The sequence below is a fragment of the Streptomyces sp. NPDC014006 genome (assembly GCF_043088925.1).
Taxonomy (GTDB): domain Bacteria; phylum Actinomycetota; class Actinomycetes; order Streptomycetales; family Streptomycetaceae; genus Streptomyces.
Genome location: NZ_JBICAJ010000001.1, coordinates 1,353,294 through 1,379,349, shown reverse-complemented (window position 1 = coordinate 1,379,349; position 26,056 = coordinate 1,353,294). Strand labels below are relative to the sequence as shown.

25 protein-coding genes are annotated in these 26,056 nt (G+C 73.0%); 10 read left to right on the top strand and 15 right to left on the bottom strand.

The window, feature by feature from the left end; all coding sequences use genetic code 11:
- The 3 genes from moaA to ACF1GV_RS06295 form a co-directional block, all read right to left on the bottom strand.
- Window positions 1-990, bottom strand: a complete 990-nt coding sequence (gene moaA, locus ACF1GV_RS06305; protein WP_391678358.1) for a GTP 3',8-cyclase MoaA — start codon at window positions 988-990, stop codon at window positions 1-3.
- A 196-nt stretch (window positions 991-1,186) separates the two neighbouring features.
- The gene (locus ACF1GV_RS06300; RefSeq protein ID WP_391678356.1) at window positions 1,187-2,824 is read right to left on the bottom strand and encodes a cation acetate symporter; all 1,638 of its coding nucleotides are present in this window, start codon (window positions 2,822-2,824) and stop codon (window positions 1,187-1,189) included.
- Window positions 2,821-3,177 carry a DUF485 domain-containing protein gene (locus ACF1GV_RS06295; protein ID WP_391678354.1) on the bottom strand — a complete coding sequence of 119 codons (357 nt, stop codon included), beginning with the start codon at window positions 3,175-3,177 and terminating at the stop codon, window positions 2,821-2,823. The genes ACF1GV_RS06300 and ACF1GV_RS06295 overlap by 4 nt, the downstream gene beginning before the upstream one ends.
- Before the next feature lie 250 nt (window positions 3,178-3,427).
- Here ACF1GV_RS06295 and ACF1GV_RS06290 point away from each other — a divergent pair, with 250 nt between their 5' ends.
- The 3 genes from ACF1GV_RS06290 (at window position 3,428) to ACF1GV_RS06280 (ending at window position 7,982) form a co-directional block, all read left to right on the top strand.
- Window positions 3,428-4,954: a S8 family serine peptidase gene (locus ACF1GV_RS06290; protein ID WP_391678351.1), complete on the top strand. Its 1,527-nt coding sequence runs from the start codon at window positions 3,428-3,430 to the stop codon at window positions 4,952-4,954.
- 65 nt (window positions 4,955-5,019) lie between these two features.
- Complete coding sequence (locus tag ACF1GV_RS06285) at window positions 5,020-6,540, top strand: S8 family serine peptidase (protein ID WP_391678349.1); 1,521 nt, start codon at window positions 5,020-5,022, stop codon at window positions 6,538-6,540.
- 71 nt (window positions 6,541-6,611) lie between these two features.
- Window positions 6,612-7,982, top strand: a complete 1,371-nt coding sequence (locus tag ACF1GV_RS06280) for a CoA transferase (RefSeq protein ID WP_391678348.1) — start codon at window positions 6,612-6,614, stop codon at window positions 7,980-7,982.
- A 121-nt stretch (window positions 7,983-8,103) separates the two neighbouring features.
- On the opposite strand, the gene ACF1GV_RS06275 is transcribed toward ACF1GV_RS06280, so the two are convergent.
- Window positions 8,104-8,814 (bottom strand): VIT family protein, encoded by a 711-nt coding sequence (locus ACF1GV_RS06275; RefSeq protein WP_391678345.1) that lies wholly within the window; start codon window positions 8,812-8,814, stop codon window positions 8,104-8,106.
- 195 nt (window positions 8,815-9,009) lie between these two features.
- Here ACF1GV_RS06275 and ACF1GV_RS06270 point away from each other — a divergent pair, with 195 nt between their 5' ends.
- From ACF1GV_RS06270 to ACF1GV_RS06250, 5 genes are all read left to right on the top strand, one after another.
- A complete protein-coding gene (locus ACF1GV_RS06270) occupies window positions 9,010-10,002 on the top strand; it encodes a DEDDh family exonuclease (protein WP_391678344.1) in 993 nt (330 codons plus the stop codon).
- A 287-nt stretch (window positions 10,003-10,289) separates the two neighbouring features.
- Window positions 10,290-10,523, top strand: coding sequence for a hypothetical protein (locus tag ACF1GV_RS06265; protein ID WP_078633039.1), 234 nt, complete (start codon window positions 10,290-10,292; stop codon window positions 10,521-10,523).
- A gap of 84 nt (window positions 10,524-10,607) precedes the next feature.
- A complete protein-coding gene (locus ACF1GV_RS06260) occupies window positions 10,608-11,402 on the top strand; it encodes an SURF1 family protein (protein ID WP_391678342.1) in 795 nt (264 codons plus the stop codon).
- Window positions 11,403-11,491: 89 nt separating this feature from the next.
- The gene (locus ACF1GV_RS06255) at window positions 11,492-13,279 is read left to right on the top strand and encodes a glycoside hydrolase family 15 protein (RefSeq protein ID WP_391678340.1); all 1,788 of its coding nucleotides are present in this window, start codon (window positions 11,492-11,494) and stop codon (window positions 13,277-13,279) included.
- A 5-nt stretch (window positions 13,280-13,284) separates the two neighbouring features.
- The gene (locus ACF1GV_RS06250) at window positions 13,285-14,040 is read left to right on the top strand and encodes an SDR family oxidoreductase (protein ID WP_391678339.1); all 756 of its coding nucleotides are present in this window, start codon (window positions 13,285-13,287) and stop codon (window positions 14,038-14,040) included.
- A gap of 18 nt (window positions 14,041-14,058) precedes the next feature.
- On the opposite strand, the gene amaP is transcribed toward ACF1GV_RS06250, so the two are convergent.
- Genes amaP through ACF1GV_RS06225 form a run of 5 tightly spaced genes read right to left on the bottom strand, consistent with a single transcriptional unit; the run spans window position 14,059 to window position 16,348 of the window.
- On the bottom strand, window positions 14,059-14,637 hold the full coding sequence (gene amaP, locus ACF1GV_RS06245; protein ID WP_391678337.1) for an alkaline shock response membrane anchor protein AmaP: 579 nt from the start codon (window positions 14,635-14,637) through the stop codon (window positions 14,059-14,061).
- 5 nt (window positions 14,638-14,642) lie between these two features.
- Window positions 14,643-15,266, bottom strand: coding sequence for a DUF6286 domain-containing protein (locus tag ACF1GV_RS06240; RefSeq protein ID WP_391678336.1), 624 nt, complete (start codon window positions 15,264-15,266; stop codon window positions 14,643-14,645).
- Window positions 15,263-15,646 (bottom strand): hypothetical protein, encoded by a 384-nt coding sequence (locus ACF1GV_RS06235; protein WP_391678334.1) that lies wholly within the window; start codon window positions 15,644-15,646, stop codon window positions 15,263-15,265. The genes ACF1GV_RS06240 and ACF1GV_RS06235 overlap by 4 nt, the downstream gene beginning before the upstream one ends.
- A complete protein-coding gene (locus tag ACF1GV_RS06230; protein WP_363267708.1) occupies window positions 15,643-15,828 on the bottom strand; it encodes a hypothetical protein in 186 nt (61 codons plus the stop codon). The genes ACF1GV_RS06235 and ACF1GV_RS06230 overlap by 4 nt, the downstream gene beginning before the upstream one ends.
- Before the next feature lie 46 nt (window positions 15,829-15,874).
- Window positions 15,875-16,348 (bottom strand): Asp23/Gls24 family envelope stress response protein, encoded by a 474-nt coding sequence (locus tag ACF1GV_RS06225; RefSeq protein WP_391678331.1) that lies wholly within the window; start codon window positions 16,346-16,348, stop codon window positions 15,875-15,877.
- Window positions 16,349-16,433: 85 nt separating this feature from the next.
- On the opposite strand from ACF1GV_RS06225, the gene ACF1GV_RS06220 reads away from it, so the two are divergent.
- Window positions 16,434-17,177 carry a nucleopolyhedrovirus P10 family protein gene (locus tag ACF1GV_RS06220; RefSeq protein ID WP_391678330.1) on the top strand — a complete coding sequence of 248 codons (744 nt, stop codon included), beginning with the start codon at window positions 16,434-16,436 and terminating at the stop codon, window positions 17,175-17,177.
- Between the two features lie 237 nt (window positions 17,178-17,414).
- Here the strand turns inward: ACF1GV_RS06220 and ACF1GV_RS06215 are convergent, their stop codons facing one another.
- The 6 genes from ACF1GV_RS06215 to ACF1GV_RS06190 form a co-directional block, all read right to left on the bottom strand.
- Window positions 17,415-18,218 carry an enoyl-CoA hydratase/isomerase family protein gene (locus tag ACF1GV_RS06215; protein ID WP_391678328.1) on the bottom strand — a complete coding sequence of 268 codons (804 nt, stop codon included), beginning with the start codon at window positions 18,216-18,218 and terminating at the stop codon, window positions 17,415-17,417.
- 159 nt (window positions 18,219-18,377) lie between these two features.
- Complete coding sequence (locus tag ACF1GV_RS06210) at window positions 18,378-18,599, bottom strand: helix-turn-helix domain-containing protein (RefSeq protein WP_190220789.1); 222 nt, start codon at window positions 18,597-18,599, stop codon at window positions 18,378-18,380.
- Between the two features lie 334 nt (window positions 18,600-18,933).
- Window positions 18,934-20,532 (bottom strand): ABC-F family ATP-binding cassette domain-containing protein, encoded by a 1,599-nt coding sequence (locus ACF1GV_RS06205; protein WP_391678326.1) that lies wholly within the window; start codon window positions 20,530-20,532, stop codon window positions 18,934-18,936.
- A gap of 202 nt (window positions 20,533-20,734) precedes the next feature.
- Window positions 20,735-22,189, bottom strand: coding sequence for a hypothetical protein (locus ACF1GV_RS06200; RefSeq protein WP_391678324.1), 1,455 nt, complete (start codon window positions 22,187-22,189; stop codon window positions 20,735-20,737).
- Between the two features lie 414 nt (window positions 22,190-22,603).
- Window positions 22,604-23,737, bottom strand: coding sequence for an alpha/beta hydrolase (locus ACF1GV_RS06195; RefSeq protein WP_391678323.1), 1,134 nt, complete (start codon window positions 23,735-23,737; stop codon window positions 22,604-22,606).
- A gap of 104 nt (window positions 23,738-23,841) precedes the next feature.
- Window positions 23,842-24,543 carry a class II aldolase/adducin family protein gene (locus ACF1GV_RS06190; RefSeq protein ID WP_391678322.1) on the bottom strand — a complete coding sequence of 234 codons (702 nt, stop codon included), beginning with the start codon at window positions 24,541-24,543 and terminating at the stop codon, window positions 23,842-23,844.
- Window positions 24,544-24,771: 228 nt separating this feature from the next.
- Between ACF1GV_RS06190 and ACF1GV_RS06185 the strand changes: the two genes are divergently transcribed.
- Complete coding sequence (locus ACF1GV_RS06185) at window positions 24,772-26,031, top strand: anion permease (RefSeq protein ID WP_391678321.1); 1,260 nt, start codon at window positions 24,772-24,774, stop codon at window positions 26,029-26,031.
- Window positions 26,032-26,056: the final 25 nt, after the last annotated feature.

Sequence of the window (26,056 nt, the reverse complement as noted above, 5' to 3'; positions counted from 1 at the left end):
CTACCCCCCGATCGCCGACATCGGCCGGTCCGGCTGGATGAAGCTCGGGTCGTCCAGGCCCGCTCCCGCCTTCTTGCCCCACATCGCCAGGCGCCAGATGCGGGCTATCTCCTCGTCGGGTGCGCCCGAGCGCAGGGCGGCGCGCAGGTCCGTCTCCTCCGTGGCGAACAGGCAGGTGCGGACCTGACCGTCGGCCGTGAGACGGGTGCGGTCGCAGGCGGCGCAGAAGGGGCGGGTGACGGAGGCGATGACGCCCACCACATGCGGGCCGCCGTCGACGAGCCAGCGCTCGGCCGGGGCCGAGCCGCGCTTCTCCTGGCCCTCGGCGGTCAGCTCGAACCGGGTGCGCAGCGAGGCCAGGATGTCCCCGGCGGTGATCATGCCGTCGCGCTTCCAGCCGTGCTGGGCGTCGAGCGGCATCTGCTCGATGAACCGCAGCTCGTAGTCGTGCTCGACGGCCCAGGCGAGGAGGTCGGGGGCCTCGTCGCCGTTCAGGCCCGGCATCAGCACCGTGTTGACCTTGACGGGGGTCAGGCCGGCGTCGCGGGCGGCGCCGAGGCCTTCGAGGACGTCCTTGTGGCGGTCGCGGCGGGTGAGGGCCTTGAAGACGTCGGGGCGCAGGGTGTCGAGGGAGACGTTGACCCGGTCCAAGCCGGCCGCCTTCAGGGCGGCGGCGGTCCGCTTGAGGCCGATGCCGTTGGTGGTCAGGGACATCTGCGGGCGCGGGGAGAGCGCGGCGACGCGCTCGACGATGCCGACCAGGCCCGGGCGCAGCAGGGGCTCACCGCCGGTGAAGCGGACTTCGGTGATGCCGAGGGAGGTGACCGCGATGTCGATCAGGCGGACGATCTCGTCGTCGGTGAGCAGGTCGGGCTTGGCCAGCCACTGCAGACCCTCCTCGGGCATGCAGTAGGTGCACCGCAGGTTGCAGCGGTCGGTCAGCGAGACCCTCAGGTCGGTGGCCACCCGGCCGTAAGTGTCGATGAGCACGTGGGCCCCCTCCCTCGTCACGGAGCAGTCGTACCTGTCACTAGTCCTCAGCTCAGCAGCTGTCGTCACGTGCGAGCCTACGCGACAGCACTGACAGCGACACCAGCCCGATCCCACGACGTAAGACGCGGCCGTGTCGTAGGTACCTACCAGTCACCCACGCCACGGCCGCTCGGAGGATGTGCCAGGCGCGCGCTCAATGGGCTCCGGTGCCGGTCAGCGAGCGCACCTCCAGTTCGGCGTACTTGCCGGTGTCCGGCGTCTCCTTCGACAACAGGGTGCCCAGGACGCCCAGCAGGAATCCGACCGGGATGGAGATCAGGCCGGGGTTCTCCAGCGGGAACCAGTGGAAGTCGACGTCCGGGAACATCGACGTCGGCTTGCCCGAGACGACCGGGGAGAACAGCACCAGGCCGACCGCGGTGACCAGGCCGCCGTAGATCGACCAAAGGGCGCCGGCGGTGGTGAACCGCTTCCAGAACAGGCTGTAGAGGATCGTCGGCAGGTTGGCGGAGGCGGCGACCGCGAAGGCGAGGGCGACCAGGCCGGCCACGTTGAGGTCGCGGGCGAGGGCGCCGAGGACGATGGAGACCGCGCCGATGCCGACCGTGGCCCAGCGGGCCGCGCCCAGTTCCTGCTTCTCGGTGGCCTGGCCCTTCTTGATGACGTTGGCGTAGATGTCGTGCGCGAAGGACGACGAGGACGCCAGGGTCAGGCCGGCGACGACGGCGAGGATGGTGGCGAAGGCGACCGCCGAGATGGAGGCCAGCAGGATCGCGCCCCAGCTGGAGTCGGTGCCGCCCAGATGCAGGGCGAGCAGCGGGGCGGCGGTGTTGCCGGCCTTGTTGGAAGCGATGATCTCGTCCGGCTTGATGAGCGCGGCGGCGCCGAAGCCGAGGGCGAGGGTCATCAGGTAGAAAGCGCCGATCAGACCGATGGCCCAGATGACGGACTTACGGGCGGCCTTGGCGGTGGGGACGGTGTAGAAGCGGATCAGGATGTGCGGCAGACCGGCGGTGCCCAGCACCAGGGCGATGCCGAGGGAGAGGAAGTCCAGCTTGGTGGTGCCGGTGGCGCCGTACTTCAGGCCGGGCTCCAGGAAGGCGGCGCCCTTGCCGCTGTTGTCGGCGGCCGAGCCGAGCAGGTCGGAGACGTTGAAGTCGAACTTCAGCAGCACCAGGAAGGTCAACAGCACGGCGCCCGCGATGAGCAGGACCGCCTTGACCATCTGCACCCAGGTGGTGCCCTTCATCCCGCCGATCGTGACGTAGACGATCATCAGCAGGCCGACCAGGGCGACGATCCCGATCTTGCCGCCGTCGCTGGTGATGCCGAGCAGCAGCGACACCAGCACGCCGGCTCCGGCCATCTGCGCGAGCAGGTAGAAGATCGACACGACGATGGTGGAGGTGCCGGCGGCCGTGCGCACCGGGCGCTGGCGCATTCGGTAGGCGAGCACGTCGCCCATGGTGTAGCGGCCGGAGTTGCGCAGCGGCTCGGCGACCAGGAGCAGGGCGACCAGCCAGGCGACGAGGAAGCCGATGGAGTACAGGAAGCCGTCGTAGCCGAAGAGGGCGATGGCGCCGGCGATGCCGAGGAAGGACGCGGCGGACATGTAGTCGCCGGAGACGGCGAGGCCGTTCTGGAAGCCGGTGAACTGCCGGCCGCCGGCGTAGAAGTCGGCGGCGTCCTTGGTCTGCCGGCCGGCCCAGACGGTGATGACGAGGGTCGCGGCGACGAAGACGGCGAACAGGGTGATGATCAGCGTCCGGTGTTCGCTCGCCTCGCCCGCGGCGAGCGGGGTCAGCGCGGCGTGGGCGATCGCGGGGCTCATGTCCGGTCCTCCATACGGGACTTGATGGCCTTCGCCTTGGGATCGAGCTTGGCGGCGGCATGCCGGGCGTACCACCAGGCGATGAGGAACGTGGTGAGGAACTGGGCGAGGCCGAGCGCGAGGGCGACGTTGATGTTGCCGACGAGCTGGGTGCCCATGAAGTCGCCCGCGTAGTTGGACAGCAGGACGTACAGCAGGTACCAGGCGATGAACGCGACGGTGAGCGGGAAGGCGAAGGAGCGGTGTGAGCGGCGCAGTTCACGGAATTCCGCGCTGGCCTGCATATGGACGAACTCCTCTGTGGCGGGGAGCGCAGTGGGGGTTTCGGAGGGGGGTGGTGTCTCGGTGGCCACCTGGTTCTCCTCGCGTCGCGGGACGGTTGCGGCCGGGGCTCCCGGCACTGCGGGGGGCTCCCTGTACAACGGCACGGCGCGGGGCGAGGACCGGTTCAGTGCGCGGTTTTTCTTTCATCCGCATCGCCATAGGTCATTGCTGGCCGTCGAGGTGGCGGGATAGCTTCGGCCTGCACCACCCGTCATGTACCTGCCCGAGGACCACCTGTGTCTCGGGCCGGTGTCGTTTTCCGGATGATGTGGAGACCCCATGGCTCATCTGCGCTCCAGACGCCGTCTCGCCCTCGCGGTGCCCGTCGTGATGTCGCTGACCGCCTCGCTCGGCTTCCTGCCGTCGGTGGCGTCGGCGGCGCCGCACGCCGCGACCACCGTCGAGGCGAGCACGGCCGGAACGCTGGCGTACGTCGTCAACACGCGGACCGACCACCGCACGATCGAGTCGGTGCGGCAGGCGATCACCGCGCACGGCGGGACCGTCGTGGCGACGTACGCGCGCATAGGCGTCTTCGTCGTGCACTCGGCCAACCCGGACTTCGGCAAGGAGATACGCGCGGTGCGCGGCGTGCAGTCGGCGGGTGCCACGCGCACCGCCCCGCTGAGCGCGGCGGGCACCACCGAAGAGGGCGCGGTGCAGTACCTGTCGAAGGCCGAGGCCGCGAAGGTCACGCAGGGCGCTTCGGCGGGCGAGGAGCCGCTGGAGGCCGACCAGTGGGACCTGCGCGCGATCGGCGCCGACAAGGCGGCGAAGACTCAACCGGGCAGCCGGAACGTCACCGTCGCGGTCATCGACACCGGTGTGGACGACACCCACCCCGACCTCGCGCCGAACTTCTCCCGGTCCCAGTCGGCCAACTGCGTCGGCGGTGTCGCGGACACCAGCGAGGGCGCCTGGCGGCCGTACAACCCGGCCGAGGACTACCACGGCACCCATGTCGCCGGTGAGATCGCCGCGGCCCGCAACGGCATCGGGGTGGCCGGTGTCGCACCGGGTGTGAAGGTCGCCGGCATCAAGGTGAGCGACCCGAAGGACGGTCTGTTCTACCCGGAGAACGTGGTCTGCGCGTTCGTGTTCGCGGCCGACCACGGGGTGGAGGTCACCAACAACAGCTACTACGTTGATCCGTGGCTGTACAACTGCATGGACGACCCCGACCAGCGGGCCATCGTGGACGCGGTCAACAGGGCCCAGCTGTACGCCCAGCGCAAGGGCACCCTCAACGTCGCCTCGGCGGGCAACTCCAACGACGACCTGGACTCCGACGCGCTGGTGGACGACTCCAGCCCGGACGACGCGACGCCGGTGACCCGGACGGTGAACCCGCACGAGTGCTTCGACGTGCCGACCCAGCTGCCCGGCGTGGTCACGGTGAGCGCGACCGGCGTCAAGGGCACCAAGTCGTACTACTCCAGCTACGGCCTGGGCGTGGTGGACGTGGCGGCGCCGGGCGGTGACAAGTACCAGATCCCGGACACCCCGTCGAAGAACGGCCGCATCCTGTCGACGATGCCGGGCAACCAGTACGGCTTCCTCCAGGGCACCTCGATGGCCTCCCCGCACGTGGCCGGTGTGGCCGCGCTGCTGAAGTCCGCGCACCCGCACGCGACCCCGACCCAGCTGCAGGCGCTGCTCAAGGCGCAGGCGGACAACCCGGGCTGCCCGGCCGAGCCGTACGACGGTGACGGCGACGGCGTGGTGGACGCGACCTGCGTGGGCGGCGAGCGCGTCAACGGCTTCTACGGCTTCGGCGTCGTCGACGCGCTGCGCGCTGTCAAGTGACCGGATCTCTCCGGCACTTCCGCACGGCCCGCTCGTACCGCGAACGAACTGGAGATTCTCACACCATGACAGCGCCCCACCCGCGCCACCGCCGTCTCGTGGCGATCCCGGCCGGCATGGCCCTGGCCACCGCTCTGGCGTTCCTGCCGAACGTCACCGCCTCGGCCGCGCCGCAGCAGCCGGCGCCCGTGGCCGCCGACTCGGCCGCGCTCAGCTATGTCGTCAACGTCCCGCCGGGGCACGGCGTCTCGGCGCACGTGGAGCAGGCCATCACCGAGGCCGGCGGCACGATCGTGACGTCGTACGACCAGATCGGCGTGATCGTCGTCCACTCCTCGAACGCCGACTTCGCCAAGACCGTGCGCGAGGTGCCCGGTGTGCAGTCGGCGGGCGCCACGCGCACCGCGCCGCTGCCGGCCCAGTCCACGGGCGACATGGGCGCTCCGCAGGTGCTCAGTGCCCAGGAGGTCGCCGCCGCACAGGCCGGCGCCGGGCAGGACCCGCTGGAGCCGTTGCAGTGGGATCTGCCGGCCATCAAGGCGGACAAGGCGCACGAGAAGACGCTGGGCAGCCGGGACGTCACCGTCGCGGTGATCGACACCGGGGTCGACGACACCCATCCGGACATCGCGCCCAACTTCGACCGGGCCGCGTCCGTCAACTGTGTGTCGGGCAAGCCGGACACCGCCGACGGGGCGTGGCGGCCGAGCGCGGCGGAGAGCCCGCACGGCACGCATGTGGCCGGGGAGATCGCCGCGGCCAAGAACGGCGTCGGCATGACCGGGGTCGCGCCGGGTGTCAAGGTCGCCGGCATCAAGGTGGGCAACCCGGACGGCTTCTTCTACACGGAGGCGGTCGTCTGCGGTTTCGTCTGGGCGGCCGAGCACGGCGTCGACGTCACGAACAACAGCTATTACACCGACCCGTGGTACTTCAACTGCGCCGACGACCCGGACCAGAAGGCACTGGTGGAGGCCGTCACGCGCGCGTCGCGGTACGCGGAGAAGAAGGGTGCGGTGAACGTCGCCGCGGCGGGCAACGAGAGCTACGACCTCGCGGCCGACGAGATCACCGACCCGGTCTCGCCGAACGACTCCACCCCCGGTGACCGGGTGATCGACCCGTCGAAGTGCTTCGACATCCCGACCCAGCTGCCGGGTGTGGTGACGGTGGCGGCGACGGGTGCCAAGGGGCTCAAGTCGTCGTTCTCCAACTACGGCCTGGGCGTGATCGACATAGCCGCCCCCGGTGGCGACTCGACCCGCTACCAGACCCCGGCCCCGCCGGCCACGAGCGGCCTGATCCTGGGGACGCTGCCCGGCGGCAAGTGGGGCTACATGGCGGGTACGTCGATGGCGACGCCGCACGTCGCGGGCGTGGCCGCGTTGATCAAGTCGACCCACCCGCACGCCTCGCCGGCCCTGGTCAAGGCCCTGCTGTACGCCGAGGCCGACGCCACGCCCTGCACGGACCCCTACGACATCGACGCCGACGGCGAGGTCGACGCGGTGTGCGAGGGCACGAAGAACCGGAACGGCTTCTACGGCTGGGGCATGGCGGACGCACTGGACGCGGTCACCAAGTAGGCGATCAACGGTAGGGGGTCAAGGTGATCCCCTACCGCATGTTGATTCAGTCAATACTGCATAGTGCAGTCATGACTGACATCGAGTCCGCGTGGTCCGCGCTGGGCGGCGATCCCGCCCTGGCCGCGCGGACGTCCACCGTGGTGCGGGAGGGCGCGCTGACGGCGCGCCTTCCCGTGCGGGAGCTGGCACGCGCGTGCGTCGGGGCATGCGCGCTGGCCGCCGCCGAACTGGGCGCGCGCCGGGCCGGACTCCCTGACGTGCCGGCCGTGCGGGTGGACGACGGCGCCGTGGCCGCCGCGTTCGCCAGTGAGCGGCTGCTGCGCGTCGACGGGCGGGCGCCGGTCTCGTTCGCGCCGCTGTCGCGGTTGTGGCGCACGGCCGACGGCTGGGTGCGTACCCACGCCAACTACCCGCACCACCGCGCCCGGCTGCTCGCCGCGCTGGGCCAGGTCTCCGAGGACGTGAGCGCCGTGCAGGCCGTGCTCGCCGGGCGGTCCGCCGCCGAGATCGAGGAGAACGTGTACGCCGCCGGGGGGCTCGCCGTCGCCCTGCGCACCCGCGAGGAGTGGGCCCGTCACCCGCAGGCCGCCGCCCTCTCGCAGCGGCCCCTGGTCGAGCGGGAGCGGTTGGACGACTCCCCCGCGCGCGCGCTCGCGCCACTCACCGGCACTCCCCTGCTGCCTGCCGCCGGGCTGCGCGTGCTCGACCTCACCCGGGTCCTCGCCGGGCCCGTCGCCACCCGCACCCTCGCCCTGCTCGGCGCCGAGGTGCTCCGGATCGACGCCCCCTGGCTGCCCGAACCGGCCGACCAGCACGCCGACACCGGCTTCGGCAAGCGTTCGGCACTGCTGGACCTGGCGGCCGACCGTGCGGCGTTCGAAGACCTGCTCGCGGGCGCGGACGTCGTCGTCACCGGCTACCGTCCCGGCGCCCTCGACCGGTTCGGACTGTCTCCGCGGGCACTCGCCGCCCGCCGGCCCGGGATCGTGGTGGCGCAGATCTCGGCATGGGGTGCGCACGGGCCGTGGGCCACGCGGCGCGGTTTCGACAGTCTGGTGCAGGTCGCGACCGGCATCGCGATCACCGAGGGGTCGGCCGCGGAGCCGGGGGCGCTGCCCGCGCAGGCGCTCGACCACGGCACCGGGTATCTGCTCGCGGCGGCCGTGCTGCGGGCGGTGACGGAGCAGACGCGGCAGGGCGGCAGCCGGTGCGTGCGGGTGGCGCTGGCGCGCACGGCGGCCTGGCTCACGGACGGTGTCCGCGACACGCCGGCCGGGTCGCCCGAGACGTACGAGGGGCCCGGGCCGTGGCTCGCCGAAGCCAACAGCGCGCTGGGCCGGCTGCGCTACGCACGGCCCGCCGTGTCGTTCGCCGGCGGGCCCACCGACTGGGCCCGGCCCGCCGGCCCGTGGGGCGCCGATCCCGCCCGCTGGACGTGAGCCTGTCCTGCGGAACGGAAACGGACGGATCGCGCCATGCCGTTCGTGCTCGGGGGGATCCCCATGCCCGGCTGACGGGGTCACCTCGCCGCCCGCCCCTCGGGCCCGCCGCCCCGTCCCGTCAGACCCCGGCCGCCCCCAGCAGCGCCCCCGCCGCGTAGGTCACGCCCATCGCCAGGGCACCGCCCGCGGCGTTGCGCAGCACGGCCCGCCCCGGACGCGCCGCACCCAGGCGGGCACTGCTCCACCCCGTGAGCACCAGGGCGGCCAGGACGGAGACGACCGTGACGGCGAGCCGCCAGTCGGCGGGCGGCAGCACGATGGCGAGCAGCGGCAGCAGCGCGCCCACGGTGAACGCGAAGAAGCTCGCCCACGCCGCGTGCCAGGGGTTGGTCAGCGCGTCGGGGTCGATGCCGAGCTCCACACGCGCGTGCGCGCGCAACGCGTCCCGTTCGGTCAGCTGCTCGGCCGCCTCCCGGGCCACCTCGTACGACAGCCCGCGTTCCTCGAGGAGTTGGGCCAGCTCCTCCAGCTCCGCCTCCGGCTGCTCCTTCAACTCCCGCTTCTCCAGGGCGAGCGCGGCCAGCTCGGAGTCGCGCTGGGTGGACACCGACACGTACTCGCCTGCCGCCATCGACATGGACCCGGCGAGCAGCCCGGCCAGGCCGGCCGTCAGCAGAGCCGCGCGGTCGTCGGTGGCTCCGGCCACGCCGACGACTAGACCGGCGGTCGACACGATGCCGTCGTTGGCCCCCAGCACCGCCGCCCGCAGCCAGTTCAGCCGCTCCCCGAGGGCGCCGCCGTGGGCTTCGTCATGGTTGGAGTCGGTCACATCGGGAGCATGGCACCCGGCGCGCCGGGCGGGAACGCCGACCCGCCGGGCCGCCACGGCGGGCGAAGGCGGCGGACGCTGCGGCGTTTCGGAAGAAGACGGGACGTATCGGGCGCACCGGTGGGGCGAATCCGCCTGGCCGCGGGCGGACCTGACGGACGGTGCTGTCAGTGGCGGCCCGTATCCTCGTGAACCATGCTCGAAGACCTCGCGACCGCTGTCTCCTCCCCCACCGAGTGGCCGACCGCGTATCCCCAGGGATACGCGGTCGTTGACGTGGAGACCACCGGCCTGGCCCGCGACGACCGCATCATCTCCGCGGCCGTCTACCGGCTGGACGCGCGCGGCGAGGTCCAGGACCACTGGTACACGCTGGTCAACCCCGAGCGCGACCCCGGGCCGGTGTGGATCCACGGCCTGACGAGCGACGTCCTCGAAGGGGCGCCGCTGTTCCGGGAGGTCGCCGAGGAGTTCGCGGCGCGGCTGTCCGGGCGGGTGCTGGTGGCGCACAACGCGGTCTTCGACTGGCAGATGATCGCGCGGGAGTACGCGCGCGCCGAGAGCGAGGCGCCGGTGCGGCAGCGGCTGTGCACCATCGCGCTGTCCAAGGAGTTGGGGCTGCCGCTGCCCAACCACAAGCTGGAGACGCTGGCCGCCCACTTCGGTGTCGTCCAGCAGCGGGCGCACCACGCGCTGGACGACGCGCGCGTGCTGGCCGAGGCGTTCCGGCCGAGCCTGAAGGCCGCGGCGGCGAGCGGGGCGCGGCTGCCGCTGCAGGAGTGCCGGCCGCTGACGGAGTGGCGGGACGGGGCCGCGCCGCTGATCGGGCGGCAGCCGGGCGGCTCCTACGGCTACGGCGGCCAGGCCTCGGGCAGTTGGCGTCCGTCCCGCAAAAGGCCCGCCTGCCCCTATCCCAACCCGGGCCGGTACGAAGAGGGCAAAAGGCTCAAGCAGGGAATGCGGATCGCCTTTTCCGGTGACACCTCGACCGATCGGGAGCTGCTGGAGGACCGGGCGGTCGAGGCCGGGCTGCATGTGGCGACCAGCCTTTCCCGGCTGACCAGCCTGCTGGTCACGAACGACCCCGATTCGGGCACGTCGAAGGTGGTCAAGGCCCGGCAGTACGGCACGCCGGTGGTGGACGAGGCGGCGTTCGGCCAACTGCTGGCCGACGTGGAGCCGGCGTAGGGCGGGGCGCCGGCGTAGGGCGGGGCGCCGGCGTAGGGCAGGACACCGTCGTAGGGCAGGACACCGGTGGGGCGGGGCGGCCATGACGCCGGTCACCCGGAGAAGGGCCACGGGGGGCCGGTCACCCCGGAGAGGCCACGGCAGCGCGCGGGTCACTCCGGAGCGGCCACCGCGGGGCGGGGCAGCTGGGGCCGCAGCCACCCGCGACCGGTGCGGACGGGTGATTGCCGTGCGACTCGCCCGGCGCCCACTCGCACGCGTCCGGCCGACGGCCCACCCTGTGGCCCATGGCGAGATGCGAAGTTTGCGGCAATGACTACGGAATGACCTTCGAGGTCCACGCCCAGGGCGCGGTGCACGTCTTCGACTGCTTCTCCTGCGCGATCCACCGCATGGCCCCCATCTGCGAACACTGTCGTGTGCAGATCATCGGTCAGGGCGTGGAGGTCGAGGGCCACTGGTACTGCGGCGCCCACTGCGCCCGCGCGGAGGGAAGGGCGGGCATCGTCGACCGGGTCTGAGCCGGCCCGGGAGCACCTCCCGGAGCACGCCCTCGGCACACCCCCTGTGCGAGCACCCCACGGCCCGAGTTGTACCGTCGTGGGGTGTACCGCTTCCTGTTGACCCGGCAATGGGTGATCCTCACGCTGGTCGCTCTGCTGCTCATCCCCACGATGATCAAGCTGGGCTTCTGGCAGATGCACCGCTACGAGGAGCGCAGCGCCCGCAACCAGCTGGTGTCCGACGCACTCGGCTCGAAGCCGGTGCCCGTGGAGCGGCTGACCTCCCCGGGGCACAGCGTGACCACCGACCAGCGCTACCGCAACGTGACCGCGACGGGCCGTTTCGAGCCCGAGCGTGAGGTCGTCGTCCGGCGGCGGGTCAACGCCGACGGCGAGGTCGGTTTCCACGTCCTCACTCCCTTCGTGCTGCACGACGGCAAGGTCGTCCTGGTCAACCGGGGCTGGATCCCCGCCGACGGCCCGACCCAGACCGCGTTCCCGAAGATCCCCGCCCCGCCCGGCGGTGAGACGACCGTCACCGGGCGGCTGATGCCCGACGAGACGACCGCGGCCAGCGGCATCAAGGACGTCAAGGGGCTGCCGGACCGGCAGATCATGCTGATCAACAGCGAGCAGGAGGCCCGGCGCCTGGGCGCGCAGGTGGTCGGCGGCTACCTCGTGCTGAGCACCCCCGAGCCCAAGGGCGGCACGCCCGAGCTGATCGGCAAGCCCGGCATGGAGGACTCCGCGCTGAACTACGCCTACGCCATCCAGTGGTGGCTGTTCTCCGCCTGTGTCCCCGTCGGCTGGGTCGTCATGGCCCGCCGCGAGATCCGGGAGCGGGCGGAGAAGGCCGCGCAGGAGACGGCGGAGGAGGCCGAACCCGCCGCGGTGTGACCCGCGCGGACCCCTGCCGGGGCCGGGCCCTCACTCCCCCGGGCGCACCCGTTGATTGCCGTGATCCCCGCGCGGGAACCCGGAACTGCGTGCAAGCCCGCATCGAGGACTACGCCCTGATCGGCGACGAGCAGACCGCGGCCCTGGTGGGGCGCGACGGCTCCGTGGACTGGCTCTGCCTGCCCCGCTTCGACTCCGGCGCCTGCTTCGCCAGGCTCCTCGGCGACGAGGACAACGGCCACTGGCGTCTCGCTCCGAAAGGCGCCGAAGGCCCCTGCACCCGCCGCGCCTACCGTCGCGACACCCTCGTCCTCGACACCGAGTGGGACACCCCCGACGGCCGCGTGCGGGTCACCGACCTGATGCCGCAGCGCGACCGTGCGCCCGACCTGGTCCGCATCGTCGAGGGCCTGGACGGCCGCGTCACGATGCGCGGCACGCTGCGGATCCGCTTCGACTACGGCTCGGTCGTGCCGTGGATGCGCCGCTCCCGCGACCACCGGGTGGCCGTCGCCGGACCGGACTCGGTGTGGCTGCGCAGCGAGCCGTCCGTGCGGACCTGGGGCGAGGACTTCTCCACCCACTCGGAGTTCAGCGTCGGCAAGGGCGAGTCGGTCGCGTTCGTGCTGACCTGGCACCCCTCGCACGAGCCGCGGCCGAGGCAGATCGACCCCTACGAGGCGCTGCGCGCCAGCGTGCGCGACTGGCGCAGCTGGGTGGCCCGGTGCCGCTACGACGGCCCGCACCGCGACGCCGTGGTCCGCTCGCTGATCACCCTCAAGGCGCTCACCTACGCCCCCACCGGTGGCATCGTCGCCGCGCCGACGACCTCCCTGCCGGAGGAGATCGGCGGCGTGCGCAACTGGGACTACCGCTACAGCTGGCTGCGCGACTCCACCCTCACCCTGGGCGCGCTGCTGTCGGCCGGTTACCGGCACGAGGCGGAGGAGTGGCGCAACTGGCTGCTGCGCGCGGTCGCCGGCGACCCGGCCGACCTGCAGATCATGTACGGGCTGGCGGGTGAACGGCGGCTGCCGGAGGTGGAGCTGCCGTGGCTGTCCGGCTTCGCCGGCTCCACGCCCGTACGCATCGGCAACGACGCGGTCAGGCAGCTGCAGCTCGACGTGTACGGCGAGGTGATGGACTCCCTCTGGCTGGCCCGCCGCGCGGGGCTGTCCACCAAGCCGCACATGTGGGCGATCCAGCGCTCCCTGCTGGACTGGTTGCGCGACCAGTGGCGCCGGCCCGACGAGGGGCTCTGGGAGGTGCGCGGCGGACGCAAGCAGTTCGTGCACTCCAAGGTGATGGTGTGGGTCGCCGCCGACCGGGCCGTGCGCACGCTGCAGACCTACAAGGAGCTCGACGGCGACCTCGACGGCTGGCGCGCGATGCGCGACGAGGTGCACCGCGAGGTGTGCGAGAAGGGGTTCGACAAGCAGCGCAACACCTTCACCCAGCACTACGGCTCACGGGAACTGGACGCCGCGCTGCTGCTCATCCCGCGCGTGGGCTTCCTGCCGCCGGACGATCCGCGCGTGCTCGGCACGATCGAGGCCATCCGCGAGGAGCTCGGCCACCACGGCTTGGTGCGTCGCTACACCACCGACGGAACCACCGTGGACGGGCTGCCCGGCGACGAGGGCACGTTCCTGGCGTGCTCGTTCTGGCTGGCGGACGCCCTGCACGCGAGCGGCCGTACGAAGGAGGCGCGGGAACTGTTCGAACGCCTGGTGGGCGTGGCGAACGACGTGGGGCTGCTGTCCGAGGAGTACGACCCGGTCGGCCGCCGCCAGCTGGGCAACTTCCCGCAGGCGTTCAGCCACATCGGTCTGGTCAACACCGCCCTCGCCCTCTTCGGCGAGCAGCATGCAGGATAGGGGGCATGGATCTTGGACTGAAGGACCGGGTGTACGTCGTCACCGGGGCCACGCGCGGGCTGGGCAACGCCACCGCGCGGGAACTGCTCGCCGACGGCGCGAAGGTCGTGATCACCGGGCGGGACGAGAAGCGGGTCGCGGACGCGGCCGCCGAACTGGGCGCGCACGCGGTCGGGGTGGCCGTGGACAACGCCGACGCCGACGCGCCCGAGCGGCTCGTCGCCGCCGCGCGCGCACACTTCGGCGGCTTCCACGGCATGGTCGTCAGCGTCGGCGGACCGCCGCCCGGCTTCGTCGCCGACAACACCGACGAGCAGTGGCGGGCCGCGTTCGACTCGGTGTTCCTCGGCGCGGTACGGCTGGCGCGGACCGCGGCGGCCGAACTGGAGCAGGGCGGCGTCATCGGCTTCGTACTGTCCGGGTCGGTGCACGAGCCGATCCCGGGGCTGACCATCTCCAACGGGCTGCGGCCGGGCCTGGCCGGATTCGCCAAGTCCCTCGCGGACGAGCTGGGGCCGCGCGGCATCCGCGTCGTGGGGCTGCTGCCGGGGCGTATCGACACCGACCGGGTGCGGGAGCTGGACGCCCTGTCGGCCGACCCGGAGGCGACGCGGGCGGCGAGCGAGTCGCGCATCCCGCTCCGCCGCTACGGCGCCCCCGAGGAGTTCGGCCGCGCGGCGGCGTTCCTGCTCTCCCCGGCGGCCTCCTACGTCACCGGTGTGATGCTGCCGGTGGACGGCGGCACACGGCACGGGTTCTGAACCACCGGGCGCCCCGGCTCAGCTGACCCGCTCCGCGCCGTGTCTGACGCCCCGTAGCCGTACTTCGGCGGGCAGGGAGGTCAGGCCCGTCGCGTCACGGGCGTGGGTGAGGGTCTGGTCGGTGAGGTGGTTCAGGGCCGTCTCCGGGTCCACGTGCGGTTCCAGGTGGACCCGGATGCGCGCCGAGGGCGCGGTGCGGTGGCCCCTGAGGTGGGCGTGCGCGCGGGCGACGCCGTCCAGCGTGCCCGCGTCGCCGACGAGGACGCGCTCCAGGGCCCGGCCACGCAGCCGCGCGCCCTCACCGTCACCCGTGTCGACGAGGACCTCGGCGAGCCTGTGGCGGCGCAGCACCGCGGTGAGCCACCACAGGGCGAGCAGGAGCAGGACGGCGAGCGCGGCGATGACCGCCGGCCACCACCAGCCGGCGTCCCGCCAGTGGGTGCGTTCGGCGTCGCTGAGCAGCACGTCGTGCCGGTCGGCGTGGATCCACCAGGACGGGGCGGGCGCGCCCAGCCCCACGGCGAGGACCGCGCCGCCCAGCGCCAGGAGCACCAGTCCGGCCAGCGCGAGCAGCACGCGGTTGACGGTGGTGAGCATGCGGTTCACCCCTTGCGTCCGGGCCGCCGGACGCGCACGGCGAGGCGGGGCGGCCGGGCGAGGCCCAGTCCGCGCACCGCGTCGCCGAGCACCTCGTCCAGGTCGGCGTGCACGTCGTCCAGTTCACGGAAATGCGACATCGCGCGGACCTTCGCCTTCCTGCGGCGCACCCGCACCCGCGCCGACTGCACGCCGGACACCTCCATCGCCCGGTCGCGCAGCACCAGGGCGGCCGCGTCCCGGGTCAGTGCGGCGCGCACGTCGGGGTGCGTGCGGCGCATCGGCAGCAGGGCCCGCAGGCCGGGCGTGAGGGCCAGCACGATCAGCCACAGCCCGAGGGCCGCGGCGACACCCGCACCGATACGCACCCAGACGTCGTCCAGGGGCCGCGTGGCGAGCTGGTGGGCGAGGACCCGGCGCCAGCGCATCGCCGAATGGCCGGCCCGGACGGCGCTGATGTCGTACAGGAAGAGACCGAAGCCGCCCACGAGCAGCGCGGCGACGATGCCGGCCGGGACGCGGCGGGCCGACCAGAAGCGGCGCGCGTGGGGGTGCCCGCCCTCGTCGGGGGCGGGCTCGGCCTTCTCCAGTACGGGCAGCCGCTGGGTGGCCCCCTCGGGTTCACTCATGACGTCCTCCCCTGTGGCGTGTCGAACGCCGGCGTCAGGTGCAGCCGTTCGACGTGGACGGCGACGTCCGGAACGTCCATGCCCACCAACGTGCCCACACGCTCGGCGACATGGCCGCGCACCGCGCGGCAGCGGGCGCCGATGTCGGTGGGGTAGTCGAGTTCGAGGTGGACGCGCAGATGGGCGGCGTTGTGGCGGACGACCACCGTGGCGTGCGGGGTCGCTGCGTCCTCCGGCAGCGTGCCGATCGCCTCGCGTGCCGCCTGCGCGGCGACCTTCGCCACGACCCGGTCGGCGATCCTGGTCGCGCCGCGCTCGCCGGGCAGCACGGCGCCCCGGGGTTTACGGAGCTCACCGGCCCCACTGGTCACGGGCGTCACCGCCGCCGGTCGCTGCGCGTGCGGAAGAGGTCGCCGATGTCGAGGTCTCCCTCTGCGAACCGGCCGACCACGAAGCCGATGGCGCCCAGTGCCGCCACCAGCACGAAGGCGCCGAAGCCGCCGAAGTATCCGGCGAAGGCCAGTGCCATGCCGGCGATCATGCCGGCCACGGCCATGCTCATGCTGTGCTCCTCAGCTTGTCAGCCTGCTCGACGGCCCGCTCGGCCGTCACTGGATACGGGGCTGCTCGGGCTCCTCGTCCTCCTCCTCGGGGAGCTTCACATCGCTGACGGCGATGTTGACCTCGACGACCTCCAGGCCCGTCATCCGCTCGACGGCCGCGATGACGTTCTCCCGCACATCGCGCGAGAGCTCCGAGATCGACACGCCGTACTCGACGACGATCTCCAGATCGAGCGCGGTCTGTACCTCTCCGACCTCTACCTTCACGCCCCGGGTCACGGACTTGGAGCCGCCCGGTACGCGGTCGCGCACGGCGCCGATGGTGCGGGAAAGACCGCTGCCCATCGCGTGCACGCCCGATACGTCGCGGGCCGCGAGACCTGCGATCTTCTCGACGACGCCGTCCGCGATCGTCGTCTTGCCGCGGCTGCCGAGGTCACCGCCACCGCGACGGGTGCTTTGCGGTTCCTTGCGGATCTCGGACGCGCTTGTCCGGTTTCCGGCCGTCATGTCGCTCATCGCCGTGTCCTTCCGCATCGTCGTCCTTCGACCACCGTAAGTGCGGTTACGCGATCGCGCGCCCGCGATGCGGCAGGCTGGAGGAATGACAGCGGATCGGTGGACGTGGGACGTGCGGCAGCGGCTGGGTCTCGGCAGACTGCTGCCTCTCGGCGAGGCGCGCGACGGCGCGTGGCTGGCGGAGGCCGCGGCGCAGGCGTTTCTTGCGCGGGCCGCGATGGGCCTGCCTGGTGTGCTGCTGGGGGCGGTGCGCGTCGCCCTCGCCGATCCGGCGGACGTGGCCGAGCCGGTTGTACCCCCGCCGCCGAGCGCCCTGCCGCCGGGGCCGCTGCGGGTGACGGCGGAGTTCTCGGCGACGGTGGCCGAGCCGCTGCCGGTGACCGCGGACCGGGTGCGGGCGGTGCTCGGGACGGCCGCGCGGGACGGGCTGGGGCTGACGGTCGCGGAGGTGGACCTGCGGGTCGTCGCTCTGCTGGACGAGGCCGTGCAGCCCGTGGTGGGGCCGGCGCCCGCGGAGGCGCCCCGCGGTTACGAAGGCGGCGCGGGCGGCGACACGACGGGTCCCGATGAGGCGCGTGCCGCCGCGGCGGCTCTCGCGGTGCCGGGCGTGGCCGGGCTCGCCGGTGCACTGGGCGGGCTGGGCCGTCCGGTACATCTGGAGGAACGCGCGCAGGACGGCGCGGCCCTGCCGCACCGCCACGCACGCGTGGAGATCGCCGTACGCACCGGCCACCGGCCCGTGGACGTGGCACGGGCCGTCCGCACGGCGGTGGCCCAGGCACTGCCGTACCGCCCCACGGTGGCGGTACTGGTCACGGCGATCGGCTGAGGCCCCGCCGCAGCGGCGCCGGCTCGGCCGACCGTGGCGGCACCGGCTTACGCCGATCGGGTGAGGCGGCACCGCGGCCCGCCGGACAGCCGACCGCGGCGGCCCCGATACGGCCCGCCCGATCAGCCGACGCGACGAAACCCGATGCGGCCCGCCGTCAGGCGGGACGGCACCGCGGCCCGCCCGGTCAGCCGGCCGTGGCGGTGCCCCGTGCGGCGATCGGGTGAAGTTTCGTGGTCACTCGCCCATGCCGGCCAGGTCGCGCAGGCGGCGGGCCTGGGCCTGGCGTTCGGCCGCGCGCTGTTCGTCGTAGGTGCGGTCGGCGGCGCCGCGCAGCAGGGCCTTGGTCTCGATGACCGCGTCGCGGGGCGCGGCGAGCAGGGCGGCGGCCAGGTCCTTGACCGCGCCGTCCAGCTGGTCGGCGGGCACGGCGAGGTTGGCCAGGCCGCAGGCCACCGCTTCCTCGGCCGCCACGAAGCGCCCGGTCGCGCAGATCTCCAGCGCCCGGGCGTAACCGACCAGCGCGACGAGCGGATGCGTGCCCGTCAGGTCGGGCACCAGGCCGAGGCTGGTCTCGCGCATGGCGAACTGCACGTCGTCCGCGACGACGCGCAGGTCACAGGCGAGTGCGAGCTGGAAGCCCGCCCCGATGGCATACCCCTGCACGGCGGCGATGGACATGACGTCGTTACGCCGCCACCAGGTGAACGCCTCCTGGAACGCGGCGATGGACGCGTCCAGGTCGGCGTCGCTGCTGCGGGCGAGGTCGACGAACGACGGCTCGCCCTCGATCCCCTCGGGCGTGAACATCTGCCGGTCGAGCCCGGCGGAGAAGGACTGGCCCTCACCGCGCAGCACGACCACCCGGACGGAGCCCGGCAGCCGCCGGCCGGCCTGGGCGAGCGTCCGCCACATGGCGGGGCTCTGCGCGTTGCGCTTGGCCGGATTGGTCAGCGTCACCGTGGCGATCGCGCCGTCGACGGTGAGCCGTACGCCGTCCTGGTCGAGCAGGGGAACGAGTTCCGGGCCGGGCGTGGCCATGGGGCGCCTCCGATGCGTGCGGTCACTGTGGATGCCCAGGTGGGCATCCATCGGTTGGATGCCCCTGCGGGCCATCCGTAAGTGACTGCACAGTAACCACCCGCCCGGCCGGTCGGCCGACCGGGTGGCCACCATCGGAGTCGTGGGGCCGCCCGGGGATCAGGCCGTCTGAGCCTTCTTGCCCCGGGTAGCCCCGCCGCGTCCGCGGAGCGTGACGCCCGACTCGCTGAGCATGCGGTGCACAAAGCCATACGAGCGGCCGGTCTCCTCGGCCAACGCCCGGATGCTCGCACCGGCGTCGTACTTCTTCTTCAGGTCTGCCGCGAGCTTGTCGCGCGCGGCGCCGGTCACCCGGCTGCCCTTCTTCAGAGTCTCGGCCACCCGTGCCTCCTCATGGGAAGTGCGCTCTGGTCTCCTCATGATCACCCCTCCGGCGCGGGTTGGCCACCCATTCGGCAAGGTCTGTGCGACACCGTTGTGACGACAGGAGCGCGTCCACACAATCGGAAGTTGAAATTCCGCGTGTCGCCGTTCGCAGGATCGAACCGGCTCGCCAGGAAATCCGCAGGTCAGAGACGCAGAACGGCCGGCCCTCCGGACAGGGAGGAACCGGCCGCCAGATACGTGTAGGACACACCTCGATACGAGGAGATCTCACACAGATGATGGATCACGGATCGGCCGAATGATCCATACCGCTGGATCATCCATTCGATCAAGCCAGGGCGACGAGGTCCGCGTAGTCCGAGCCCCACAGGTCCTCGACACCGTCCGGGAGCAGGATGATCCGCTCCGGCTGCAGCGCCTCCACGGCTCCCTCGTCGTGGGTGACCAGGACGACGGCGCCCTTGTAGGTGCGCAGCGCGCCGAGGATCTCCTCGCGGCTGGCCGGGTCGAGGTTGTTGGTGGGCTCGTCCAGCAGAAGGACGTTCGCCGAGGAGACCACCAGGGTGGCCAGGGCCAGACGGGTCTTCTCACCGCCGGAGAGGACCCCGGCCGGCTTGTCGACGTCGTCGCCGGAGAACAGGAACGAGCCGAGCACCTTGCGGACCTCGACGAGGTCCATGTCGGGCGCGGCGGAGCGCATGTTCTCCAGGACCGTGCGGTCCGGGTCGAGCGTCTCGTGCTCCTGCGCGTAGTAGCCGAGCTTGAGGCCGTGGCCGGGGACGACCCGGCCGGTGTCCGGCTCCTCCACACCGCCCAGCAGACGCAGCAGGGTGGTCTTGCCGGCGCCGTTGAGGCCGAGGATGACGACCCGGGAGCCCTTGTCGATGGCGAGGTCGACGTCGGTGAAGATCTCCAGCGAGCCGTACGACTTCGACAGCCCCTCGGCCATCAGCGGGGTCCTGCCGCACGGCGCGGGCTCCGGGAAGCGGAGCTTGGCGACCTTGTCGGACTGGCGGACCGCTTCCAGTCCGGAGAGGAGCTTGTCGGCGCGGCGGGCCATGTTCTGCGCGGCGACCGTCTTCGTCGCCTTGGCGCGCATCTTGTCGGCCTGCGAATGCAGCGCGGCGGCCTTCTTCTCGGCGTTGGCCCGCTCGCGCTTGCGGCGCTTCTCGTCGGCCTCGCGCTGCTGCTGGTAGAGCTTCCAGCCCATGTTGTAGACGTCGATGGTCGAGCGGTTGGCGTCCAGGTAGAACACCTTGTTCACGACCGTCTCGACGAGGTCCACGTCGTGGCTGATGACGATGAAGCCGCCGCGGTAGGTCTTCAGGTAGTCCCGCAGCCAGACGATCGAGTCCGCGTCGAGGTGGTTCGTCGGCTCGTCCAGGAGCAGCGTGTCCGCGTCCGAGAAGAGGATCCGGGCCAGTTCGATACGGCGGCGCTGACCACCGGAGAGGGTGTGCAGCGGCTGGCCGAGCACCCGGTCGGGCAGGTTCAGCGCGGCGGCGATGGTGGCGGCCTCGGCCTCGGCGGAGTAACCGCCCTTGGTGAGGAACTCCGTCTCGTGCCGCTCGTACTGCTTGAGGGCCTTCTCGCGGGTGGCGCCCTTGCCGGTGGCGATGCGCTGCTCGTTCTCGCGCATCTTGCGGATCAGTACGTCGAGGCCGCGCGCGGAGAGGATGCGGTCGCGGGCGAGGACGTCGAGGTCGCCGGTGCGCGGGTCCTGCGGGAGGTAACCGACCTCGCCGGAGCGGGCGACGGTGCCGGCGGCGGGCATGCCCTCGCCGGCGAGGACCTTGGTGAGCGTGGTCTTGCCGGCGCCGTTGCGGCCGACGAGCCCGATGCGGTCGCCCTTGGTGATGCGGAAGGTGGCGTTCTCGAGGAGGATTCGGGCACCAGCGCGCAGCTCGATACCGGAGGCGGAGATCACGGGGTCATACTCCTGGGCGGTGGGGATTGACGGTGGAAGGCTGGTGGACGGTCCCGCCGTCTAATGCGCGAGGAGAATGGCCATGGGGCCAGTCTAACGGGCCCCTGCAACTGGTTTTCCGGCCTGCGGTGGGGGACGCCTCGGCGGAGGCGGCCCACGGTGGGGGCGTACGTCCGCTGCGGGTCGTGCGCCCCCGGTGCGGTCAGCTGCCGCCGGTGTGCACCTGGAAGGCGGCGCGGCGCACGGCCTTGGCCAGGGCCGGGTCGGGGTGGGCGGCGGCCAGGGCGACCAGGACCTGCACGGTGCGCGGGTGACCGACGGCGCGGACCTCGTCGAGCAGGGCCGGCACGGTGGGCTGCAGGGCCGACTCCAGGTGCCGGACCAGCATCGGGGCCTCGCCGTGGTCGGCGACTGCGGCGGCCGTGTCGACCCACAGCCAGGTGGCCTCCTCGCGGGTGAGCACCTCGTGGGCGTCCTCGGGGTCCACACCGTCGTGCTCGGCCAGCCACAGCAGGGCGTACGGCCGCAGCGTCGGCTCCTCGACGACGGCACGGACGTCGGGCTCGGCGGGGGCGCCGACGACGCGCAGCGCCTCGAAGGCCAGGCCGCGCAGCAGGGCGTCGTCGCCGCGGGCGGCGGCGAGCAGCTCGGTGACGGCGTTGCCCACGGGGCGGGCGGCGAGCCAGGCGCGGTACTCCGCGCGGGCGGCGTTCGGGCGCAGCTGGGCGCAGCCGCGCAGCATGTCCTCGGCCGCCTGCTCGATGTTGCCCGCGGGGCTCTGCGCGGCGACGCAGATCTGCTCCAGCTTGACCCATACCGCCCAGCTGCCGAGCGGGGTGAGCGTGGCCTGCCCGTCGCCGTAGGTGAGGGCGCCGACCGCGGCGAGGGCCCGCAGCGCCCAGTCGAGCAGCGGCGCCAGCTCGGCCTCGCCGACCGGTACGCCGACGGCGGCGTCGGCGGCGCCCCCGACGGTGGCTGACGCGCCGGTGGGCGGCACCTGCGGAGCGCCCGACGTGGGGGCGTAGGGGACCTCGCAGCGCTCGGTGCGCAGTTCGGTGACCCGCTGGCGGAGCAGGTCGAGGAGCTGTTCCACGGGGACGGGGCCGGCGGAGAGCTGGAGGAAGGAGAGGACCTGCGGCATGGCCGAGACGACCTCGGCGACGGCCGCGGGTTCCTGGTCCCCGGGTTCGGGGTGGGCGAGCGACCAGGCGTCGAACAGGGCGACCCAGCCCCGCAGGACGGCGCTGTCGTCGCGGTCCCAGGCGCGCAGCCGCCAGCCGGGGCGGGCGCTGTCGCCGTGGACCTCGACGAGGCCGGCGAGGCGGGCGATGTCCCAGTCGGCCCGGACCTGGTCCACGGTCAGGCCCAGCTCGTGTGCGGCGCGTTCCGCGGTCGTGTCGGAGAGGGTGGCCTTGCCGTCGGCGGTGGCACCGGTCCGGCCGGGGCCGAGCGCGGCGTCGGCCCAGCGGGCGACGCGGGCGGCGGCGGCCAGGCCGGAACGAGCCATTCCGGCCAGCTCCGCGGGCGCCGGGGTGCCCTCGGGCGGGCGGGGCGCCCGACGGCGCGGGCGCCGCTGGTTCACTGCTCTGGGGGCGGCGGCCAGGGGTCGGGGACGGACGAGTCGAAGCCTGGAGTCGCGCGGGATACGGGACGTCACGGGTGCAGTCTTCCGGTTGACGGTCCGAAAACCCAAACGGAATGCCACGGCGGGCGACGGGGCGGGAGCGTGGACCTGCTCGGGACGGCGAAAGCAGGCGTGATCAGGCCAGTCGTACGGCCTTGAACGGAGCCCAGAAGCGGAATGATCCCCACCGCCCCGCAGCCGGAGCGACACCGCGACGCGCCCCCCGGCGGGATCACCCCTGCTCCCGCGGCGACGCCGACGGCCGGCACCTCACCCGCCGGCTCCGACGCCCGGACGGCGCCGCGCGCCCGTCGGCGGCCGGCCCACGGCGGTGCGCCGCTCCCAGGCCGGTGGACGGCCGTCTCGGCGCCTCCCGTCCTCGGCGCACGCGCCCGCGCAGGAACCGTCCCGGCGGATCGGCGGCACCGACGTGGGCGGTCCACCGGATCACATCAAAGGGGTCAGGAAGCGGCGGAGTGCTTCCTCGTAGGACTCCGGGTCGGCGTTCCACATCGCTCCGTGCGGGGCGTGGGCCACCGTGTGCAGGGCGACCAGGTCGGGGCGGCGGTCGGCGAAGCGGCGGGAGAAGCGCCAGGGGGCCACCGTGTCGCCGGGGCCGTGGACGATCAGCGTCGGCACCGCGAGGCCGTCGGCGTCCGCGGCGATGGTCCCGTCGGCGGGGCCGTCCTGCAGCCCCGTTCGGCCCTGCGCGGCGCGCACCGCGAGCGGCAGCAGCGCGCCCGGCGTACGCCGGGCCAGGGCCAGGGAGCGCAGTGTGGTCGGCCAGCTGAGCACCGGGGAGTCCAGCACGAGCCCGGAGACGTGCTCCCGCATCCCGGACAGCTGAGCGGCGCGCAGCGCCATCGTGGCTCCGGTGGACCAGCCGTAGAGAACGACCCGGCGGGCGCCGTAGCGCACGGCGTAGCGGATCGCGGCGTCCACGTCGCGCCACTCGGTCTCGCCGAAGTGGTTGAGGCCGTCCGGGGGGCGGGGGGCGCCCAGGTCGCCGCGGTAGGCGAGGGCGAGCACCGGGAGGCGCAACCGGTTCAGCATGCCCATGACGTTCATGGGGAGCTCCCGGGTGGTGCCGAGGCCGTGCACGGCGATCACCCAGGTGTCCCGGGCGGCGGGTACGAACCAGGCGGGCAGCGGGCCGAGTTCCCCGGGCACGTCGACGTCGGCGTGCTCCAGGCCGAGGGCGGCCCGGGGGTCGCCGACGTGCAGGTTCGCGGTGAACCACACTTTGTCGCCCGGTTCCAGCGTGCCGTGCGTGACGCGCTCCAGACGGCGTACGACGGTGTCGGCGGTGTGCTCGGCGGAGTCCAGGACCTGGCCCACGACCGCGTGACTCCCGTCGCCGGCGAGTCCGTAGGTACCCGGGCGCAGGGTGGCCAGGTCGCGGGTGAGCGCGATCCGGCCGGCCGCCGTGGCGTGCACGGTGAGCCGGGGCTCGGTCGGCAGCGGCCGGCCCGGCGGCGCCTTGAGCGCGGCGTCGCTGGCGAGTCGGCCGGCGACCACGGCTGCGGCCCCGGCACCCATCACGGCGGTGACGGCAGCGGCCGTCGCTTTGACAGTGCGCACGGGAACCAGTTTCCCGGCGTGGTCCGTCCCAAGCCACCGGAAGCGACATGCGCAGTGATCAACCCGGGCGTCGCCGCCACCGCGCCGCGCTCACCCGGCCCCCGTCACCCCCGCTGCCCGTACCCCCGCAGCCGCTCCCCCACCTCCGCCAGCTGTTCCTCGGTCAGCAGGCTCGGGGCGAGGCCGGGGACCGAGGACGCGGTCAGCCACAGCCGGCACATCCACTCCAGCTGGGCGGTGCGGTCGTAGGCCTGGTCCAGGGTGGCGCCGTAGGCGATCGTGCCGTGGTTCTGCAGGAGGCAGCCGGTGCGGCCGGTCAGGGCCCGCAGCATGCTCTCGGCCAGCTCCTGCGTGCCGTACGTCGCGTAGGGGGCGACGCGGACCGGGCCGCCGAGGGCCGCGGCCATGTAGTGGACGAGCGGGAGCTCCGGCACGAGCGTCGAGACCGCCGTGGCGTGGACGGCGTGCGTGTGCACCACGGCCCGGGCGTCCGTGGTGCCGTATACGGCGAGGTGCATCGGCAGCTCGCTCGTCGGCACCAGCGAGCCGCGCACCTGCCGGCCGTCGAGGTCGACCGCCGTCAGGTCCTGCGGCCGCAGCCGGTCGTAGGGCACGCCCGACGGCGTGACCAGCACCAGGTCACCGACGCGTACCGAGACATTGCCGGAGGTGCCGACGACCAGACCGTCGGCGACGGTCCGGCGCGCCGTGGCGACCAGATCCGCCCAGGCCAGAGCCTCCCGCTCGGCGTCGTCCCCCTCGTCGGCCACCCGTCCGCCCTGCCGCTCCCACCGCTGCTCCGTCATGCCGCGATCCTGCCAGTCCCGGGTGACGGAAATCTCCTTCTCCGACCCGCGCACGGCCACGACGCCCCGCGCCGGGCACCCGGCCCGTGTGCCGCCCGGGCCGTGGGCGGGGGAACGGAGCAGCGACCCCCTCTTTCCGACATCGAGACGCCCGGCCCAGTTCACCTTCCGTTCACCCGCGTTACCTACGTTCGACCCGCCAATGACTTCGAACGAATGCCTGGGTAAATGGAAAGCTTCTCGCTGATCCTCGCGATTGTGGTCGTCACCGCTCTCGCGTTCGATTTCACGAACGGTTTCCACGACACCGCCAACGCGATGGCCACCACCATCTCGACCGGCGCGCTGCGGCCCAAGATCGCCGTGGCCATGTCCGCCGCCCTCAACCTCGTGGGCGCCTTCCTCTCCGTGGAGGTCGCCAACACGATCTCCAAGGGTCTCGTCGACGAGAGCGGCATCCGTCCCGAGGTCATCTTCGCCGCCCTGGTCGGCGCGATCCTCTGGAACCTGCTGACCTGGCTCGTGGGCCTGCCCTCCAGCTCCTCGCACGCCCTCATGGGCGGTCTGATCGGCGCCACCGTCGCCTCCGCCGGCTTCGGCGCCGTCCACGGTGACGTGCTCGTCACCAAGGTGCTGCTGCCCGCGGTCGCCGCCCCGGTCGTCGCCGGCGTCGCGGCGATGGTCGCGACCCGTCTGTCGTACACGCTGGGCAAGAAGGCCGACGGCAAGGCCGCCGAGAAGGGCTACCGGGCCGGCCAGATCGCCTCCGCGGGCCTGGTCTCCCTCGCCCACGGCACCAACGACGCGCAGAAGACGATGGGCATCATCACCCTCGCCCTGGTCGCGGGCGGCGCCATCGCGCCCGACTCCGACCCGCCCACCTGGGTGATCCTCTCCGCCGGCCTGGCCATCGCGCTCGGCACCTACATCGGCGGCTGGCGCATCATCCGCACCATGGGCAAGGGCCTGACGGACATGCAGCCGCAGCAGGGCTTCGCCGCCCAGACCAGCGCGGCCACCGCCATCCTCGCCTCCTCCCACCTCGGCTTCTCGCTGTCCACCACGCACGTCGTCTCCGGCTCCGTGATGGGCGCGGGCGTGGGCCGCAAGGGCGGCGTGGTGCGCTGGTCGACCGCGACCCGGATGCTCGTCGCCTGGGTGCTGACCCTGCCGGCCGCCGCGCTGGTCGGCGCGCTCGCCGAGTACGTCACCGGCTTCGGCGCCTGGGGCACCGCGCTGGTCGCCGTCTTCCTGGTGTCCGCCAGCTTCGGCATCTGGAAGGTCTCCCGCCGCGAGGTCGTCGACCACACCAACGTCAACGCCGTGGAGGAGGAGCCGGCCGGCGTGGTCACCACCGCGATCGCCGCCGTGACCCCGCCTCCGGCCGCCGGCCCGGCGGTCACGGACGGCCTGACGGCCACCATCCCCGCCCCCGCCGCCGCGACGGCGGAGCAGCCGGCCACCGCGAACCCGGCCCCGGCCGTCTGACCGCCGCTTTCGGGTACGAAGGAAG

What these genes read in the sequence shown, in the direction of transcription:
- ACF1GV_RS06300 (WP_391678356.1), bottom strand. Translation starts at nt 2,824, where the DNA reads ATGAGCCCCGCGATCGCCCACGCCGCGCTGACCCCGCTCGCCGCGGGC.
- ACF1GV_RS06290 (WP_391678351.1), top strand. Translation starts at nt 3,428, where the DNA reads ATGGCTCATCTGCGCTCCAGACGCCGTCTCGCCCTCGCGGTGCCCGTC.
- ACF1GV_RS06285 (WP_391678349.1), top strand. Translation starts at nt 5,020, where the DNA reads ATGACAGCGCCCCACCCGCGCCACCGCCGTCTCGTGGCGATCCCGGCC.
- ACF1GV_RS06280 (WP_391678348.1), top strand. Translation starts at nt 6,612, where the DNA reads ATGACTGACATCGAGTCCGCGTGGTCCGCGCTGGGCGGCGATCCCGCC.
- ACF1GV_RS06270 (WP_391678344.1), top strand. Translation starts at nt 9,010, where the DNA reads ATGCTCGAAGACCTCGCGACCGCTGTCTCCTCCCCCACCGAGTGGCCG.
- ACF1GV_RS06265 (WP_078633039.1), top strand. Translation starts at nt 10,290, where the DNA reads ATGGCGAGATGCGAAGTTTGCGGCAATGACTACGGAATGACCTTCGAG.
- ACF1GV_RS06250 (WP_391678339.1), top strand. Translation starts at nt 13,285, where the DNA reads ATGGATCTTGGACTGAAGGACCGGGTGTACGTCGTCACCGGGGCCACG.
- amaP (WP_391678337.1), bottom strand. Translation starts at nt 14,637, where the DNA reads ATGCTCACCACCGTCAACCGCGTGCTGCTCGCGCTGGCCGGACTGGTG.
- ACF1GV_RS06240 (WP_391678336.1), bottom strand. Translation starts at nt 15,266, where the DNA reads ATGAGTGAACCCGAGGGGGCCACCCAGCGGCTGCCCGTACTGGAGAAG.
- ACF1GV_RS06230 (WP_363267708.1), bottom strand. Translation starts at nt 15,828, where the DNA reads ATGAGCATGGCCGTGGCCGGCATGATCGCCGGCATGGCACTGGCCTTC.
- ACF1GV_RS06225 (WP_391678331.1), bottom strand. Translation starts at nt 16,348, where the DNA reads ATGAGCGACATGACGGCCGGAAACCGGACAAGCGCGTCCGAGATCCGC.
- ACF1GV_RS06220 (WP_391678330.1), top strand. Translation starts at nt 16,434, where the DNA reads ATGACAGCGGATCGGTGGACGTGGGACGTGCGGCAGCGGCTGGGTCTC.
- ACF1GV_RS06215 (WP_391678328.1), bottom strand. Translation starts at nt 18,218, where the DNA reads ATGGCCACGCCCGGCCCGGAACTCGTTCCCCTGCTCGACCAGGACGGC.
- ACF1GV_RS06190 (WP_391678322.1), bottom strand. Translation starts at nt 24,543, where the DNA reads ATGACGGAGCAGCGGTGGGAGCGGCAGGGCGGACGGGTGGCCGACGAG.
- ACF1GV_RS06185 (WP_391678321.1), top strand. Translation starts at nt 24,772, where the DNA reads ATGGAAAGCTTCTCGCTGATCCTCGCGATTGTGGTCGTCACCGCTCTC.